Consider the following 16,253-nt stretch of genomic DNA (forward strand, 5'->3'; position numbering starts at 1 on the left):
TTTTTATCCCGGTGTTGACAGATCTGCTCGAACAGGCTGTTCTCGCGGGAGAGCACCTGAAACGAAGCCGGGACCTCGGGAATCAGCCAACTATAGGGACGCAGGATGAATTGCAGGCAGAAAGCGTGGATCGTGGAGATCTCACAGCGGTCCGCGATTGCGTTGTTGCCGTAGGTACGCAACCGGGCCTCGATCTCGTCGACCGCGGCATTAGTATAGGTGATGCAGCCGATGAACTGGGGCGTACCGACGACCTGATCGGCCAGCGTCAACAGCTTGGCGAGAATGACCCGCGTTTTGCCGCTGCCTGGGCAAGCCGTCAGCAGGAGATTGCCGTCATGGTCGACTGCCTCGCGCTGTTCGGGTGTCAGCCGGATCATTCGGTGAGCCACTCATAGGCCTGCTCGATATAGGGCGGCAGATCGGTCGCGAGATTTGCGTAGCGCGCTGCTATCTGCGCGAAACGCGCTTTGCCAAAGCGCTTGGCGGTATTGAGCGTAATACGGCCAAGCTCGACGCGCAGCGCCGTCTCTTCGGCGAGGTCCAGTCCCCCGAGCGCGAGCTTTGCGAGGCCATCCTCCATCTGTGCGAGGATCTGCGGCGCGCCGAGAGCACGAACGGTCTCGATCAGCATCGGCAGACGCCCGACCGATACCAGTTCGCGTTCGAAAGTAGTGGCGCCCGCGAATGCGGACACAAAGTCGCTTTCCAGTGCCACCAGGTCAGGCGCGTCGGTTGTCGGATCGAAGTCCTCGGCGTCGGACGGCTTCATGTCAGCATCGGCGACAATGGCGCACTTCTTCTCGAGTGAGCCAGCGCGGAACAGCTTGGAATAGACGTCGAAATGGACCCCATGAATCGCGATAACTGAAATGCCGAGCCGTTCGAGCTTCACGCCGTACACCTGCTCGATCAGCGCCGGGATCAGGAACATCTCGGCCGGCCCTTCGACCAGCATGACCTTGCGGGCGTAGAGCAATGCGCTCTTGGTTGCGTCAAGATAGCGTTCGAGATCGGCAATCTCGGGAGCGGTCAGCGCCGCGTTGAGCGCGAGATTGCCAGCAGCAATGGTCGCGTCTTGGCGCTTGGTGAGCGACACGATACTGCTCAGCGGAACCTGTGAGGTAACCTGGGTGCTGTGACTGGTAAGGATGGTTTGCACGCCGATCGCGCGTAGTGCCCCGATCAGCGAGAACTGGAGCTGGGGATGGAGGTGCGCTTCGGGTTCCTCGATCAAGATCAACTGGCCGGCCGAGCGGTTGAGCGCGATGCGCCGCTGGAGGTATTCCATCAAGATCGCAATGTAGAGGATGTTGTTCATACCAAGACCGTTGCGGCCGGGTTCGAATGAGGTGAGCGACAGGTCTGACAGAATGATTTTCAGGTTGCGGATGATGGCGCGGAAGGTCGCGGCGGACAGGCCGAGCGAGGCGTCCATCTCGAACGCGGGGCCAGCGACATCCTTGAACCGCGCGTCGATTGCCCCTGCTATCTCGGCGATAGTCGCTGAGTTCGCGATTGCCTGATTGGCCTCGTCGAGGATGGCAATCAGGGCATCCTGCTCGGCAGCATCGATCTCGAACGCCTCAATTAAGCGGATGAGCGGTGACTGGCGGGGATTGCGCAGGTCGGTCTCGACATCGCGGAGCGCGGGCAAGTGAACGAGAAGGTACGATTGCAAATCAGCGAAGCGCACGGACTCGCCGATCCCCTCGTCATCCCAAGCAAGGTCGGTGAGGTCGATTGCAGGATCACCGCCACCTCGGATCTCCCACTGATAGTCCTCAAGGGTCAGCGTCCCGGGTGCGATGTCGCCACTCGCAAGCTGCTCCCGGACAGCCGGGCGCGGTCGAAATCGGTAGAATATGCGCGCACGATCCGCGGCAGTTTTCCAGGTGCTGACCAGGGCCTCTTCGTTCACCCTACCCTCGAACCCAGTCAGCTCAATTCCGATTAGAACCTGGCTTGGTTCGGCAATATCGATCGCGGAGTGGATGTCCTCACGCAGTAGTGACCGGAAACTCGACGGCAACATATTGTCGAGACAGATCTGGATCGCGCGCAGGATCGCGGTCTTGCCGGTGTTGTTCTCGCCTATGATGCAGCACAGATCATCAGCGACATTCACGTCAAGCGACGCGAAGGTGCGAAAATTCTGAATTACGATCCGCGCTACCCGCATCATCCCCATCCGACTGTTCGGCCGCAAAGTGGCGCCCCAATGCTATGTGATTGAATTAGGAGCAACGCCAAGACAAGCAGGTTTGCAAAGGTCACACCGACTGCTGGGGGATGAAGATGGGCTCAGGCACGTAATGGTGGTCACTTGAGTCCTAACGAATCGACGCTTGGGTAGGTCTGGGGTTCCGGTAGCTGTTCCTTTTTCCGACGAGTTATCTCCGTGCTCCGCGCCACACCGATCATCCCTAATTGGCATTTCCATTTCGCATATTGATTTTTTGAAATGGAAATGTATATAGGACTGGTCGCTAAAAGAGGCATCGCCATGGCCGCCACACTGCACGTGCTTCGTCCCCAGACCCCGCCGCTCGCGGGCTTCCTCCGCTTAGGCCACACTGGCCATCGCAAGCTCGCCGACTTGCATGCCGCCGGACGGTTCCCGTTTAAGCGCATCGTGGTTGATGCCGCGCACTTCGGTGAGCAGCGCGATTTGGTGAAGACTTTGAAGGCTGCGGGTTGCGAGATCGTGCTCGATCCGAACGCCGCGGAAATGGCGACGGCTGGGCGTTACGGGTCGTCGTCGCTGCAGAAGCTGGCTTGGTCCAATCCCGACCGGCCCTGGGAGCCAAGCGACTTCGGTCGGCACCGGAACCACGACTTGGCGCGGGCAGTCGCGCTGTTCGCAATCGAGGCCGGCGTGCACGCGGTGCTGGCGCCGACACATTTGATCGAGGCTGGCGCAACCGCGTGGCGCGCCGTCGACCTTCGGCTGTGCGAGGCGCTGCGGCACGAGCTGGACCAGGCCGGTGGCCGAGAAATCGAGATTGACTACCAGCTAATCACCACTGCGGCGGTGCTCAAGGACGCGAAGCTGCGCGACGGCTTGGCCGCGGACATCGCCGATCTGCCAATCGCCAATGTCTGGCTACGGGTCTCGGGCTTCGGCGCAACAGCGACGGGCGCGGGCACGCGGACCTTTGTCGAGAGCGTGCGCCCGCTCCATGTGATGGAGCGCGCGCTGATCGTCGATATGGCGGGCGGCTTCGCTGGTCTCGCAACGATGGCGCACGGCGCCGTCGCGGGCATCAGCCACGGGGTCGGCCAGAAGGAGTCCTTCAAGGCCAGCGACTGGAATAAACCGCCAAGCGGCGGTGGAGGCGCGGGCGCGCGAACCTATGTTCCCGAACTGGACCGCTATTTCAAGGAAGACCAGATGGCGGCGATCTACGCCGCCCGCGGGCGTTCGCGATTCAGCTGTAATGACGGGAGCTGCTGTCCCTTGGGCGCGGAAGACATGTTCGAGAATGCCCACGGCCATTTCATCCGGCAGCGGCACCTCCAGATCGAGGATATGTCCGGAACGCCGGAGACGCGGCGTAGCGAACAGTTCCTCCTCAAGCATCTCGATCCAGCGATCCGGTCCGCGCGCTTCGGCGCAAAGCTCAAGATTGAGGATCAAAAAGTTGCCGACGCGGTGAATGCCGCGAAGGTTCGGATGATCCGTCTGCGCGATGCGCTAGCGGACCTTGATTCAAAAGGGCAGCCTGCTACTCGGTCGCCGGCCACGATCTTTAGGGGCGGAACAAAGGGTATTAGTGCGGTTCTCGGACGGTAAACATGGCAAGTGCAGTAGCAACCATCATCAATGATCTCCGGCAACGCGGTGGCCTTAAGGGCACCGATGTCGCGAATATCACGGCGGTGTCGCCGGCGACCGTGTCACGCTGGACGGCGGGTACGTCGTTTCCGCAGCCTAAGACCCAGCTGCTGATTTCCGACCTGCGCTATGTCGTCGATCGCCTCGCCGAACTTTACGATCCCGAGGAAACGCGTCTCTGGCTGTATGCAAAGCATCGCCTGTTGAATGGAGCGCGCGCGATAGACCTCATCCACGGAGGCCGCGCCGACGAGGTCCTCGGTGTGATCGAAGGGCTGAACGAAGGGACGTACAGCTAGGTTATGGGCGCCCCACGAGTGCACGATCGCGCGCTCCTCGATGCGCTCGAAGATACCGAGACCGTTGCGCTTACAATTGACGTGTGGCGTATTACCCGCGCCGGACGCGATCCCATCCGCGGTTCGGCAGCGCCAGGGCGCTGGAGTCCCGGCGGAACAGTTGAAGTCCTCTATACGAGCCTCGAGCGCGACGGCGCGCTCGCCGAAATCGGCTTCCGGCTTACTCTCGAACCGGTCTGGCCGAGCCGCATTGCGCACGAGATTCATGCCATTTCGGCGGCTACTGAACGGACTTTGCGCTTTGCAGACCTAGCCGCCCTCGACGTCTTCGGCATCGATCCCGCACGCTATGCCGGCTTCGACTACGATGCTTGTCAATCTCTGGCAGCCGCCGCGCACTTTATGGAGTTCGACGGCCTGCTGGTCCCGAGCGCCCGCCATGACTGCCAAAATCTGGTGATATTTATGGATCGTGGCGCTGCTGCGAGCCTTGAGGTCAGTTCATCAGAAGCCGTCCACTGGGCTGAATGGCGTAGCACTAACAAGCGTTGAACTTGGGAATATAGATCGGCTAGTAACAGTGCTGCACGCGCTGTCGGCTTGTTAAGCAGTCTGAAGCATAGCTCTGCTCGCGACAACTGAAATAGGTATGTTGGGCTTGGAGCGTCATCTATCCATTTAACGCGGCTCGGAAGCGGACCGAGCACAAAGTCCCAGAGCCAGGCATTCCGCCCTTCCGAAAAGTTGATGCATAAAAGCCCGGATTTGATAACTGCAAACTGAAACGCGAGTGTCCGGGTTAGGGCGCTAGCTACCGGTCATTCAGCGATTAAGCAGCTGTGAAACGAACCGGCTGTATTGCTGCGGAAGGGGCGCGCCGACTTTGCGCTGGTCGGCCCTAAGCCGGATCTCAAGTTCCGCCGGCAGCTCGGTGTACGGAGCGATCGCAGCCCGAAGTTCCTCCACCGTAACAATTTGGCCAGGCTGTCCGCCTTGCCAGTGCCGAACAGCTGGATCGCGGCCGGCATCGGCAACGCCGAACACCATCACAAAAAACGTGCCCAGCCCCGAGTCCCAGCCAACCGCAACCTCGAAGAGGTCCGAGCGCTGCCGCAGCGGCTTCAAAGAATACCGGCTCATCGGCTCACCAGTCGCTCGCCAGCATGATCGTGACGACGCGGAAGCTTTGCTGCGCGTCCCACGGCGTCTCAGACCCCCAAGAAAACGTCCCGTCATTGGCGTAGACGTCTATCTTCCAGAAGATCTTGTGACCCTGGAACTCGACCGCACCGAAGTCACGTTCGCCGTGAGGGTCGTTCCCCGGATCGATCGGGGTTTCGTTGATCAGCCTGCGCAGCGCTGCCTGTCCCAGCAATAGACTGGCCTGGCGGGCGCCGGGGTCCTCGGCGTCGCCAGCAAGGATGTCGGCCAGCGCCCGGGTGAACACAGTGCGCGAGGTGGGCAGCGAACCTGCGCGGGCTGCGTCATTGAGCCGGGCGATCTCGGCAGTGTGGTCAGCAGCGACCGGCGTGGATTGAGCAAGCTGGGTCATAGGTTCTTCCTTTCAAGATTGATCCCCCGCCAAGTGCCCCCTCCCCTCCGCTGTCCGGTTGACGGGGCCTGAGCGTTCACGCTACGTTCTTTTGGAAAGGATCACGCCATGCCCGCTCTCAGCCACCTCGACCATTTCGATCTCGACATCGGCCTGCGCGATGCGTCGTGCGATGAGAACGTGGCCCCAGTGCGCCGGGCGATCGCGGCGCTGTGCATCGGGGTCGGCGTGGATGACGCCTATCTGTCGGTCCGGGAACTGCGCGAGGCAGTGTCCCTCGTGCATGAAAACGCCCCCGGCGGGCGGGCGAAGCTCGCCGGCATCCTCAGCACCCAGTGCGATGATTTCCAGCGGGCGATCTATTATTGCCTCGCCGGGCGCGGCGTGGTCGAGATGGCCGAGGCGATGGATTGGCTACTGACGATCCTCAAGGCGCGCGGCCGCACTGCGGCCTGGATCAGCCGCATGCGGGTGCGCCGCAAGGATCTCGTTTCGCCCTATGTCAGCGAAGCGCCCGATGGGCCGGTGGTATCGACCAGCGCCGATTTCGAGCTCGGGCAATCGTGGTTTGTCGAGCGCGGTCCCGGGCCCTACTGATTATCGGGCTCATCATCGTTGCAAGTTACGACCCGCGAGACGGTACGCCCCGGCGCCGCCTTGCTCGCCAGGACCACGCGGAACGGCTGCAGCGGGTTGCCGGTCTTGACCACGGCGGTGTCGCCCTGGACGTGCTCCGCAACCCGGGTGGCGATCCTGTTGGCGTTCTCGATGCTGCAGAGGCGCGCCCGCTTGGAAGAGCGCTGCGGTGGGGCGGGGTCGGTCATGGCGCTACTCGCTTGGGTGCCGGGTCACGAGACTGACGGGGCCGCAGGCGGCGGCACGATCGTCCAGGCCCGGCTCATCAGCTTGCTGATCTTCACGCCAACCCCGTCGCTGACCCGGCGCAGGATCGTCTTGCGGCCAGATTGGACCACGCGAAAGCTGCGCTCGCTCTGCCCGTCGGTGAAGGTCAGCGGCTCGGCCAGCACCAGCAAGTCGCCGGGTACCGGCTTGCGGCGCGTAGTCAGGGCAAGGCGTTGACGGCAGTGATCGCGCCACTGCGCGGCATTTTCGTTGCCGGGTGGCCCGAGGAGGTCGAGGATCGAGGCCGGGCAGTCGTAGCTATACGGGCCCATCGTTTCGGTCATGTCCTTGTAGCCAAACTCCTCACCGCTCTTCGCGCCGGGGTTCCATTTGATGAGGCAGATGATCGCGAATGTTTCGCGCGGCGCCTCGAGGTCGTAGCTCTGGCAGGCGGCATAGTAGGCGCCCGAACGGACGGTGGATTTGAGGACGCGCAGGCCGGTCGCCCGGCCCTTTTCAGGGTCGGGCGGATAGGTGCATTGGTTGTCGAGATAGGCCTTCGGCGTGGCAAACGGGGCCATGCCGCCGCGTGACATGAACAGCCAACCCATGGCAGTTCTCCTAGACGAGCGCCTGCTGGCGCGGATTGATGGAAAGGCCCGTTTCGCGGACGACGAGGGCGCGGAAGCTCTGCGGCGCGGCAAGAACGGCGATGTCGCAGAAGTGATTACGGTCGCCGAGGTAGTCCTGGCGGCCCTTGCAGCGGCGGAACATGACCTCGCGGCCCGGACGGATGCAGGGGATCGAGACCTGGACATAGATTTCGTCGCCGTGGAGCGTGATTTCGCCCGAGACTGCAGGACCGGCGAAGTTGCTGCGCAGATCGTACTGATCCGGCTCGAGACCGAGATGGCGCGCCGCTACCCTGAGCGCCGAACGAGCCTCGCGGTGGAACGCGCGCTTGGCTTCGGGATCGTAACCGATGCCGCGGCGGGCGAGCGCAACAAGCGCGGGCTTCGACTTCAGCTCGTCGATCTTGGCGAGGCACTGGCGGCGCAGCGGCAGGTCTTCGGCGAAGTTTTCATCGGGCGCGTGGCCCAGTGCAATGCGGCCGACGTGACGCGCGAGCAAGATCGTCGCGGGATCGCGGGCCGGGTCGATCCCGGCGTTGCGCGCGTCCTGCATAGCATCGACGACGGCCTGGGTGGCGGTGGCAATGGTCGCGAGCGCATCGGGCTGCAGGGCACGGCGATAACGGAAGTCGAGATCGTAGTTCATCGGTGAAGTCTCCTTTTGCGCCCCCTGGCGCATCGGGCTCCCACCCCCTCCCCTTCCCGCTCGCCTAGCGAGCGGCCCCAGTGCCTCGGCTCCCCGGCCGCCGTCAGGCCGCCTCCTTGAGTTGGTCCGAAAGGGTCGAACCGAGCGCCGGATCGAACTGGCGCAGCCACTTGACGGCTTGCTCGGCCTTAGCCGCCGCGTGGAGGATCGCGGTCTTGTCGCCGCGCAGGATCTTCATCCAGTGGTGGATGTAGGAGGCGTGGCTGTCGTGGAGTTCGTTGGGGAGGCCGTATTCGGCGCAGAGGGTGGCCTGGCAGAGCGACGCGACGATTTCTTCGAAGGCATAGGCATCGTCCCCGAAACGCTTGCCGAACTGGCGATTGAGCCGCTTGGCCGACCCTGTGGCGTGGCCAAGCTCGTGGCACCGGGTCGAGAAATAAGCCTCGATCGAATGGAACGCGTTTGGCGACGGCAAGGTGACCGTGTCGGTGCCCGGCGAGTAGTGCGCGCTGTCGCCGCCATGGACGACACGGATCGGGATCGCGTCGAGGAAATCGTGCACTCCGGCCGAGAGCTCGCCGATCGCTTTGGGGTCCGGCGGCTCAGGGTAGTAGTGCGCCGGCAGGCCTTCGATCTGCGAGGCGTTGAAGACGTGGTTCCACTTCATGAACCGGACCGTTTTCTCCGTCGTCTCACCGGTTTGGCGATCGGTATCGGTCTTCCGCGCCGAACTGTAGAACACGCTGAATGAGCCGCTCTCGCCCTTGCGGACATGGGCGCCGAGTTCGAGCGCCTGGCGGAAGGTCATCCAGTAGGGGCTGGCATACCCCCGGCTTTCTGCCACTGCCCATAAAAAGAACGTATTGATCCCTGAGTAGGGGACCCCGTTATGGCGGAGCGGCCGCGTGCTGGTCGAGGTCCAGGGCTTGAGCCACGGGGCCGTGCCGGCGGCGATCTTTTCGAGGATCAGGTCGGTGATGACCTGCGCGACGTCGGGTTTGGGATGACGGGTCATTGGACCGGGCCCTCCTGGACAGGATCGAGCGAGAGGTCGGAGGAGGCGCTCGACCAGCTCAGACGCAGTGTGCGCCCGTGCGGGATGCGCCAGGCGACCCGGTCGGCGAAGGCCATGCGGATGCCGGCAAGGATCGCGGCGTCCTCGCCCTCGAGGATCGCGTGCGCGCGCACCGCCGCGTCGTGGCGGAAGCGGGTCTCCTGGGTGTCGTAGCTGTCCGCATCGGAATCGTCCGAAGGCGAAAACACCGCATCGATGATGAGGTCGGTGAGATCATCGGGCCCGAGCGCGGCGGTCCGGGTCAGCGCAACGCGCGCGCAGTCTGGATCGCCCCAGGTGTCGACATCTTCCAGAATCGCAAAGTCGGTCTCGAGATCGAGCCGGCGGTCGTGCTGGTCGGTGAGTTCGATCGTGATCGCGTCGGGGCGCAGGGTAACAGCACCCTCTTCATCGGTGGGCTTGCCGCCATCGAAGGTGAAGCGTTCGCCGGTACGGACGAAGGCCGGAAGGGCATCGTACCAAGGATAGCCGATGAAACTGGTGATCGGTTCGTAGAAGGCGCGCGGTTCGGGGCCGCCGAGACGGTGCATCTCGCCGCCGTTCGAGCGCCGCAATGCCCGGCCAAAGGTGACGGCATCGAAGGAGTCGGTGTCATCGTAGATCGCTGCACCCGGCTCGAGGTCTGCAAAGCGTGGCACCTCGCGGTAGCTGTCGCGGGCAAGCGTCGGGTACCAGAGGGGTAGCTGCCGGGCTGCGTGCGGAAAGTCGTCGTGATACAAGCTCGCCTCGAGCCAATTCTCGAAGCTCAGGCGGTGAAACGGTTCCTCGCGGATGACCGAAAAGATCGCCTCGCGGCAGAGCGCCACGAGACGGTCGAGTGCGGCGTTGCGGTAGATCTCCTTGCGGGCAGGCAGCACCAGGACGAGATCGGGCGCGTCGATGACGTCGACCTGCACGGACCACTGGGTGTGGTGGACTTCCTTCACGACCGGGAAGGCCTGTTTGAGCGTCACACCGTGGAAGTTGAGCGTGGCGACGTGTGGCGAATGCCGATCGCGGAACACGCCGATGCGGAAACCGTCACGCTCGATGACCTTGTGCGCATCGGCGAGGAAATCGGCGCGGGCGAGGTCCTTGCCATTGTAGCTGACCGGCAGCGGCAGAAACCGGGCCGCCGCCTCGACGCAGCGTTCGAGCTTACCGTCAGGCTGCGGATCGAACCGGAAGGCGATGGCCGTGCCGCGCGGGCCGTCGGAGGGCAACACATCGATATCGGCCTCGCCGGTCCAGGCATCGCCGGTGATCGCCAGCGAAAACGCACCGGCAGCGCTCCGCGAACTGACCACGGTGTCGAGGCCAGCAAGGCTGAAGAACCCCATGCCCGCCGGATCTTCGCGGGCGCGGCACTCGTCGGACCAGTCGGATTGACCCAGAGATAGGAGGTCGACCGGGTCGGCAATCCCGGCGCCGTCATCGCTCACCGTGATGAAGCAGGCTCCCGCCGTATGCTCCGCGGTGACGGTGATGCGGCCTGCGCCCGCGCGGCGAGCGTTCTGAAAGAGCTCGTTGAAGATGTCGTCGAGGGTCCCGTTGAAGATCCGGGTTACCTTGGAAATCGCGTGCGGAGAGACCCGGGCGCGCAGCTTGGTGATCATGGTCATGGAGGTGGTTCCTGGATGGACCGGCACGCTGCCGCAGGGCGCAAGGGATGCGCGGGCAGCGTGCCGGCAAGGCTGGGTCAGGCGTCGACGGTCTCGCCGGCGTGGGCGTCCTGCTCTTCGGCAGGTCCGAGATCGCCCGCATCGCTCTCGGGTTCGTGCTCGACCGGCGCTTCCTCATCGGGCTCGCTCGCCGCGAGCACCCGGAACCGCATGGCTTCGGGCACCCAGGCGAGCGCAGCCTCCTTGACCTCGGGGGCGACGATGGTCTCGCCGGCGAACAGCTTCTCGCAGGAGGCCGAGAGATCCCCCTTCTTCGAGCCCATGAAGCTAGCCGCCATGGTCGGGCCTCCGACTTCGCTGACATGGGCGAGCAGAGCCTGTTTGCTGACGCGGTCAAAGTAGTTGGCCGAGGTCGGTCGCCAGTGGCTGGCGACGTTGATCCCCATCAGGGCGGCGAGATGATCGTGGAGGTCGATGGGTTCGGGGCCGGACTGGCCCGCCTTCTTGTCGATCCCCATGCTGGCCTCCAGCGTCTTTGCCATGCACCAGGCCAGCCAGCTTGCCTTGGCATCGTCGTCGAGCGCGCTGAACGCAGAGAACCGGTCGACCGTGCGGCGATGCTCGGTCCATGACAGGTCGAGCGTCTCGCGCATGTCGGCCATCAGCGTATGCGCCGGGCTTTCAGGGTAATTGGCGAGGTAGAGCGAGGGCGACGGGGCGCGGAGCGTCGTTCCGAGCGCCTGCGCGCTGTAGAGCGCACGGGAGTCGGCGATGGCGAAGATCAGGTAGTCGAGCGCGATCGCCGGGTTCGAGGCGAGGTTGATCGCGAGAATGTCGCGGCGCTGTACAGCGAGCTCCTCGACCAGCTTCTGCGATAACGGTTTGGGGGCCGGAGCGGCGCTACCGCCCTCCCCTGCTCCGCCAGCGCCGTCGCCCGCCTCGCCCCCGCGGGCCTTGCGGCGTTCGAGCGGCTTGTCGCTGTAGAGTCCGCTCGCGACCGTGGGCTGGCCGTCGGCGCCGATGATTACGAAGCAGCCGACGTTGGCCTTCATCTCTTCGGGGATCACCGGGGGCTTGTCGTGGAGCGCGTCGTAGGCGCTGCTCGCGGCATCCCAGCGGGTCTGGAACTCGGCGGCGGCCACCTCATCGTCCTCATCGAGCGTCTCGCTTTCGGCTTCCAGTGCCGAGATCGTCTCAAGCAGCTTGTCAGCCTCGACCTGTTCCTCGTCGGTGAGCGGTGCCGGTTCGAGGTGAACCTGGTGGAGGTCTTCGGTCGCGTTGTAGGTGACACGGGTCTCGAGGATCGGGCGCACCCAGGCATAACCGGAGGTTTGGGCGACCTCGGCCGCAAAGGCCTGGAGCTTCTCGCCGGCGATGCGCTGGGCTATTTCGGCATCGATCCAGGTCTCGCCGCCGTCTTCGGTGAAGAGGTCGCGCTCGATCTTGCCGCCAGCGGCTAGGTATTCGGCTTCGCTCGCGAGCTTGGCCATCGGTGAAGACGAGCGGATCGCGCTATGCGTGACCATGCGGCGGATCGAGTCAGGGTTGTTGCCCTGCCAGGAGTTCGACAGCTCGTTCCAGACCATCATCTGGCGGTCGTGGTTGGGCGTCGTCGCATAGGCCTTGGCGACGTCGAGGGTGATCTTGCCCTCCTCGAGCGCGGCGAAGATGGGATCGGCGAGATCCGCAAGCCGCAGGCGGCCCTCGATGAACCGGCGCGTGCGGCCGAACCGCTTGGCGATCGCATCGAGGTCGCTGCCCTCATTGACGAAGTGCTTGTAGGCGCGGATCTCGTCAGTCGGCGTCATGTCGAGCCGGATGACGTTTTCGATCAGCGAGAGTTCGGACTGCTCGGCGGCGTCGATGTCGAGGACGCGACAGGCGACGGGGTGGTCCTTGGGGAGCTTGCCTGTGCCGAGGAGATAGTCCAGCGCGCGCAGGCGGCGTCCGCCCGCCGTCACGTCGAACATGCCCCGCTTCTTGGCGGGCACGACGATCAGGTTCTGGAGGAGGCCTTTGGCCTCGATATTGGCGGCGAGTTCCTCGATGAAGAGGTTGCTGTCGTTTTTGCGGACGTTGGCTTCGGACAAGCGTAGCTTGCCGAGCGGGATCAACTCGATGTCGTTCATGGGGGTGCTCCTGAAAGCCGGAATTGGCCGAGCCCATCGGCTCACCCCTTCCAGCCCCCCTCCCCTCACGGTTTCAGGATCGCTCGAACTCCCGGGCGCGACGGCGCGTCTCCGGGGAGTCCGCTTGGTGCCGTGAGGCATAAATTCCGGATTTATGCCTCACGGATCTGGCGAACAGCCTCTCTCGAAATTTGCTGCCCAGCAAATATTGCATTTGGCGCGAATATTCGCTATCGAGGCATTATTCACTGGTGAGCAAATATGCGACATTTTGAAATCCTAGAGGAAGAGTTGCTCGATGAGCTAAGCCATGCCTTGTCGGAATTGCCTGGCGCTTCCGTCTATCAGCGCGCATCCGAACGGCGCGTCGGCGGCCGATATGTCCCGGATGGCATACTCGATGTAAACATCAATCACCACCGGCTCAAACTGGTCGTCGAGGCCAAGCGCGAGCTCTTTCCCCGCGATGTTCATCAGCAGGTTTGGCGCCTTCGCGATTTTCTCAACCAGATGGATGAATCCGGTGAGAAGGTTCCCATGCTGATTGCAGCCGCAATCTCAAAGGGTGCGCGCGAAATTCTGCAGCAGGAACGGGTCGGGTATTTCGACCTCGGCGGTTCGCTCTTTGTCCAATCGTCGGGTGCCTACGTGCTGATCGAACGACCACTGCTCAAGAAGGCTGGACGCGCCTTCGGTTCAATCTTTCAGGGCCAGCGAGCACGCGTCGCTCAGGCGGTCATTGGAACTGCGCCCAGATGGTTGAGTGTAAAGGAACTGGCGGAAGAGACTGGTGTGTCGCCGGCGACCGCATCGGAGACCCTGACCGAGATGGAGCGGCGCGACTGGCTCGACGTTGAGGGGGCGGGGCCGGCCAAGCTGCGCCGCCTGCGCGAACGAGGTCCCGTTCTCGATGAATGGGTTCGCTTGATCGCCGATCAGAAACCGCCGCGGATCGAGCGCTATTATGTGCCGGGTGGGGATGCTGTCCAAATTGCGCGTCGGCTCGACGAAGCGTGTCGCGATCTTAGCGCACAATACGCGGTGACGGCGGAGGCAGCCGCACAAGCGTATGCGCCGTATCTCTCAGCGATCTCGCAGGTCAGGTGCCGGATCCAGGGTGGGCGACTTCACCGAGAAGTTCTCGCGCGTCTCGATGCTCGGCCCGTGTCGGAAGGATGGAACCTCGGCGTGATCGAGGAAACCGGCAAGCGCGACATTGCCGTGGGAGAACGGATCGACGGCATTGCATATGCGCCGCCAGTTCAGGTCTATCTCGATCTTATGCAGGGGTCCGGTCGCGCCAAGGAACTGGCCGACCACCTCCGCGCCGAACGACTGCCAGGATAATGACCAAACCAAAGACCTTTGACGCATACAATGGCGCAGTCACCGAAGCCGCCGAGCGTGTACTCGTGACCCTCCTCCGCGGCTTCGGCCCCTGGAAGGACACAGTATTCCTCGTGGGCGGCCTGACGCCGCGCTACCTCGTGGCCGCGCGGCCACCCGAAGTACCCCAGCACGCCGGAACAGGCGATGTGGATGTCGTCGTCGACGTGGCAATCCTCACTGACACTGAAGCCTACAGCACGCTGGAAGAGAACCTCCATGCGATGGGCTTCGAGCGCGGGACCAATGAGAACGGAGTGAAGGTTTCCTGGCGCTGGGAAGCGCGTCTTGAGACGGGCGCTACAATGGTCCTCGAATTCCTCGCCGAACATCCCGAACTCGGGGGAGGAAAGGTCAAAGTGCTCCCAACCGAAGGTAACGTCTCCGCGCTCAATATCCCGCACGCGTCGATGGTGTTCGACCTCCACGACACGACCGAGCTAACCGCGGAACTCCTGAACGGCGGAGGGCTGGCCACCGAAGTGGTTCGGTACGCAAACATCGTCAGCTTCACCTGCCTCAAAGCCTTCGCCTTCGATCACCGCAACGCGCGCAAGGACGCACACGATCTCGTCTATTGCCTCGAACACTATCCCGGCGGACTGGACTCGGCGATCTCGACCTTCAAGGATGCATTGGCGGGATCGCACGCGGAGGCCGTGCAGGAGGCGCTCGCAAAGCTGAAGACTCGTTTCGTCCACGAGGACCCCGATCAGTCATACCGTCGGGATGGGGCGGTCGCTGTGGCGCGTTTCGAAGACAACGACGCAGATGTCGACGACAACGAGGAGATCCGGGATCTGCGCATCCTCCGTCAACGGCAGGTAGCGGAACTAATGGGGCAATTTTTCGCAGCACTGGCGTGACCGAGGTAGAACCAACCATCCACTGATCGCCACGGATTGAGCCCGCCTAACATCGCCGCGCCCATCTAACACCAGTAATGTTAAATGAGCGCGGGGGTCAGGCCTGCCCGGCAATGCCGGCGATGATCGCCTCAGCGCCGTCCAACGGCACGAACACCCGTGTCTTGTAGGCAATGATTTCGGTGAAGCAGCCCTTAGCCTTGAGCTCGGGAATGCGGGCGGCTTCGGCATCGACGATCTCGATCCTTCGGGAACCGTTCACCCGCGATGTTCGGATCGTGAAATTGAGGGGATGAGGCGCCTTCCAGGTACCCCCGCCAAGGATGGCAGCCGCAATCTTGGTCGGATCGGTCTGCGCCTTACGGGCAACGCCGAGTTTCTCGAGGGTCGCATCGACGTAGAGGTCGTGGACGTGGCGCCCTAGCCACGAGGCGCCGGACTTGTCGACGATGCGATTGACTGTGAGATCCTCCTTGGGAAGCGCGCCCCAGATCGGCAGCAGCAGCCCCGTTGCGAGATAGACGGTCTCGGTCACGAGCTGGCTCTCTTCGGCGGCATATTCCTCCTCCCACAGCGCGCTGAACTTGGACTTAGTGACGGGCTCCCAGGCGGACTCGTCGAGCCGGTCAGCGCGCAGGTACTCGCTGCGCAGCGGCCGCACGAGTTCGTAGCGGCGGATCATGTGGCCCTCCTCGTCCATGTGCGAGGGCGCCGCGATGCCAAGCGCGACCTTGCCGGACTTGTCATTGCGCAGGAACAGCGGCTGTTCCTCGTAAGATGCCATTTTGAGCACGCGCTCGAGCGAGAGGACCTTGCGCCGCTGGGTCAGCGACAACTCCAGCAGGTGCGAGGTCGCGCCGGTCACAGAATCGGTCCGGATCACCGTGTCGGACAGCACCTCGCAGGCCTCGACCGCCACGGTCTCGACGCCGATATCGAAGGTGCCCGCTTCCTTCGCCGCCGAGACGCGGGTTTCGACGAGGGTCAGGAACTCGTCGAAGATGGCGTTCTGGACGGCGATCTTCATGGCGAGGATGCGGTTGAGCCAGCGCTGGATCGGCGGCAGGTCCTCGCGCAGGACCCCGTCCTGATCGGTGAGTTCGAGCCCGCTCATCCGCTGGAACTCGGACAAGGTCGTGCTTTTGAGCTTGGCCGTCGCCAGCAGGCCGTACCAGTCGTGGAGCGCGTGCTTGGCGTAGATGCTCTCGAGGTTGTCGGACGCATCGAACATCCCCTGCCCGCCGGTCTGACGCTGGCCGCGGGTGAGTGCGCCCAATGCATCAAGGCGCCGCGCGATCGTGCTGGTGAACCGGGCCTCGCCCTTGCAGTCGGTGGTAACAGGGCGGAACAGCGGCGGGGACGCCCGGGGCGGGGGGGGGGGGGGGG

17 protein-coding genes are annotated in these 16,253 nt (G+C 63.4%); 6 read left to right on the plus strand and 11 right to left on the minus strand.

Going from position 1 to position 16,253, the window contains the following annotated elements:
- Together H926_RS27730 and H926_RS0114430 are read right to left on the minus strand one after the other, a co-directional pair.
- Window positions 1-380 (minus strand): UvrD-helicase domain-containing protein (locus H926_RS27730; RefSeq protein ID WP_043609692.1); only part of this gene is annotated, 380 nt, incomplete at its 3' end.
- On the minus strand, window positions 377-2,185 hold the full coding sequence (locus H926_RS0114430; protein ID WP_237741045.1) for an ATP-dependent endonuclease: 1,809 nt from the start codon (window positions 2,183-2,185) through the stop codon (window positions 377-379). The genes H926_RS0114430 and H926_RS27730, both read right to left, overlap by 4 nt.
- Window positions 2,186-2,506: 321 nt before the next feature.
- Between H926_RS0114430 and H926_RS0114435 the strand changes: the two genes are divergently transcribed.
- The 3 genes from H926_RS0114435 to H926_RS0114445 are packed head-to-tail and all read left to right on the plus strand — an operon-like array spanning window position 2,507 to window position 4,689.
- Entirely contained in the window at window positions 2,507-3,796 is a 1,290-nt protein-coding gene (locus H926_RS0114435; RefSeq protein WP_148291754.1) for a hypothetical protein, read from the plus strand.
- Window positions 3,797-3,798: 2 nt separating this feature from the next.
- Entirely contained in the window at window positions 3,799-4,137 is a 339-nt protein-coding gene (locus H926_RS0114440) for a helix-turn-helix domain-containing protein (RefSeq protein WP_022676948.1), read from the plus strand.
- An 18-nt stretch (window positions 4,138-4,155) separates the two neighbouring features.
- Window positions 4,156-4,689: an RES family NAD+ phosphorylase gene (locus tag H926_RS0114445; RefSeq protein WP_237741046.1), complete on the plus strand. Its 534-nt coding sequence runs from the start codon at window positions 4,156-4,158 to the stop codon at window positions 4,687-4,689.
- 270 nt (window positions 4,690-4,959) lie between these two features.
- Here H926_RS0114445 and H926_RS0114450 read toward each other — a convergent pair whose 3' ends face one another.
- Both H926_RS0114450 and H926_RS0114455 read right to left on the minus strand, forming a co-directional pair.
- Window positions 4,960-5,277 carry a hypothetical protein gene (locus H926_RS0114450; protein WP_022676950.1) on the minus strand — a complete coding sequence of 106 codons (318 nt, stop codon included), beginning with the start codon at window positions 5,275-5,277 and terminating at the stop codon, window positions 4,960-4,962.
- Between the two features lie 4 nt (window positions 5,278-5,281).
- The gene (locus tag H926_RS0114455; RefSeq protein ID WP_022676951.1) at window positions 5,282-5,689 is read right to left on the minus strand and encodes a DUF3768 domain-containing protein; all 408 of its coding nucleotides are present in this window, start codon (window positions 5,687-5,689) and stop codon (window positions 5,282-5,284) included.
- A 108-nt stretch (window positions 5,690-5,797) separates the two neighbouring features.
- Between H926_RS0114455 and H926_RS0114460 the strand changes: the two genes are divergently transcribed.
- Window positions 5,798-6,286 (plus strand): hypothetical protein, encoded by a 489-nt coding sequence (locus H926_RS0114460; protein ID WP_022676952.1) that lies wholly within the window; start codon window positions 5,798-5,800, stop codon window positions 6,284-6,286.
- Here H926_RS0114460 and H926_RS0114465 read toward each other — a convergent pair.
- The 6 genes from H926_RS0114465 to H926_RS0114490 all read right to left on the minus strand — a co-directional run bounded on the left by H926_RS0114465 (window position 6,280) and on the right by H926_RS0114490 (window position 12,615).
- A complete protein-coding gene (locus tag H926_RS0114465; RefSeq protein ID WP_022676953.1) occupies window positions 6,280-6,513 on the minus strand; it encodes a hypothetical protein in 234 nt (77 codons plus the stop codon). The genes H926_RS0114460 and H926_RS0114465 overlap by 7 nt on opposite strands.
- A 24-nt stretch (window positions 6,514-6,537) precedes the next feature.
- Window positions 6,538-7,128: a hypothetical protein gene (locus H926_RS34755; RefSeq protein ID WP_237741047.1), complete on the minus strand. Its 591-nt coding sequence runs from the start codon at window positions 7,126-7,128 to the stop codon at window positions 6,538-6,540.
- Between the two features lie 25 nt (window positions 7,129-7,153).
- Window positions 7,154-7,810 carry a hypothetical protein gene (locus H926_RS0114475; RefSeq protein WP_022676954.1) on the minus strand — a complete coding sequence of 219 codons (657 nt, stop codon included), beginning with the start codon at window positions 7,808-7,810 and terminating at the stop codon, window positions 7,154-7,156.
- Window positions 7,811-7,913: 103 nt separating this feature from the next.
- Complete coding sequence (locus H926_RS0114480) at window positions 7,914-8,825, minus strand: ArdC family protein (protein WP_022676955.1); 912 nt, start codon at window positions 8,823-8,825, stop codon at window positions 7,914-7,916.
- Complete coding sequence (locus H926_RS0114485) at window positions 8,822-10,486, minus strand: ATP-binding protein (RefSeq protein WP_022676956.1); 1,665 nt, start codon at window positions 10,484-10,486, stop codon at window positions 8,822-8,824. Before H926_RS0114485 ends, H926_RS0114480 begins: the two co-directional genes overlap by 4 nt.
- Before the next feature lie 77 nt (window positions 10,487-10,563).
- Window positions 10,564-12,615 (minus strand): ParB/RepB/Spo0J family partition protein, encoded by a 2,052-nt coding sequence (locus H926_RS0114490; protein WP_022676957.1) that lies wholly within the window; start codon window positions 12,613-12,615, stop codon window positions 10,564-10,566.
- 261 nt (window positions 12,616-12,876) lie between these two features.
- Between H926_RS0114490 and H926_RS0114495 the strand changes: the two genes are divergently transcribed.
- Both H926_RS0114495 and H926_RS0114500 read left to right on the plus strand, forming a co-directional pair.
- Window positions 12,877-13,962: a MarR family transcriptional regulator gene (locus H926_RS0114495; RefSeq protein WP_028658033.1), complete on the plus strand. Its 1,086-nt coding sequence runs from the start codon at window positions 12,877-12,879 to the stop codon at window positions 13,960-13,962.
- Window positions 13,962-14,867 carry a hypothetical protein gene (locus tag H926_RS0114500; protein ID WP_022676959.1) on the plus strand — a complete coding sequence of 302 codons (906 nt, stop codon included), beginning with the start codon at window positions 13,962-13,964 and terminating at the stop codon, window positions 14,865-14,867. Before H926_RS0114495 ends, H926_RS0114500 begins: the two co-directional genes overlap by 1 nt.
- A 97-nt stretch (window positions 14,868-14,964) precedes the next feature.
- On the opposite strand, the gene H926_RS34760 is transcribed toward H926_RS0114500, so the two are convergent.
- On the minus strand, window positions 14,965-16,253 hold a 1,289-nt coding region (locus H926_RS34760), incomplete at its 5' end, for a strawberry notch C-terminal domain-containing protein (protein WP_237741048.1).

This window comes from Novosphingobium sp. B-7, from assembly GCF_000410615.1.
Classification (GTDB): Bacteria; Pseudomonadota; Alphaproteobacteria; order Sphingomonadales; family Sphingomonadaceae; genus Novosphingobium; species Novosphingobium capsulatum.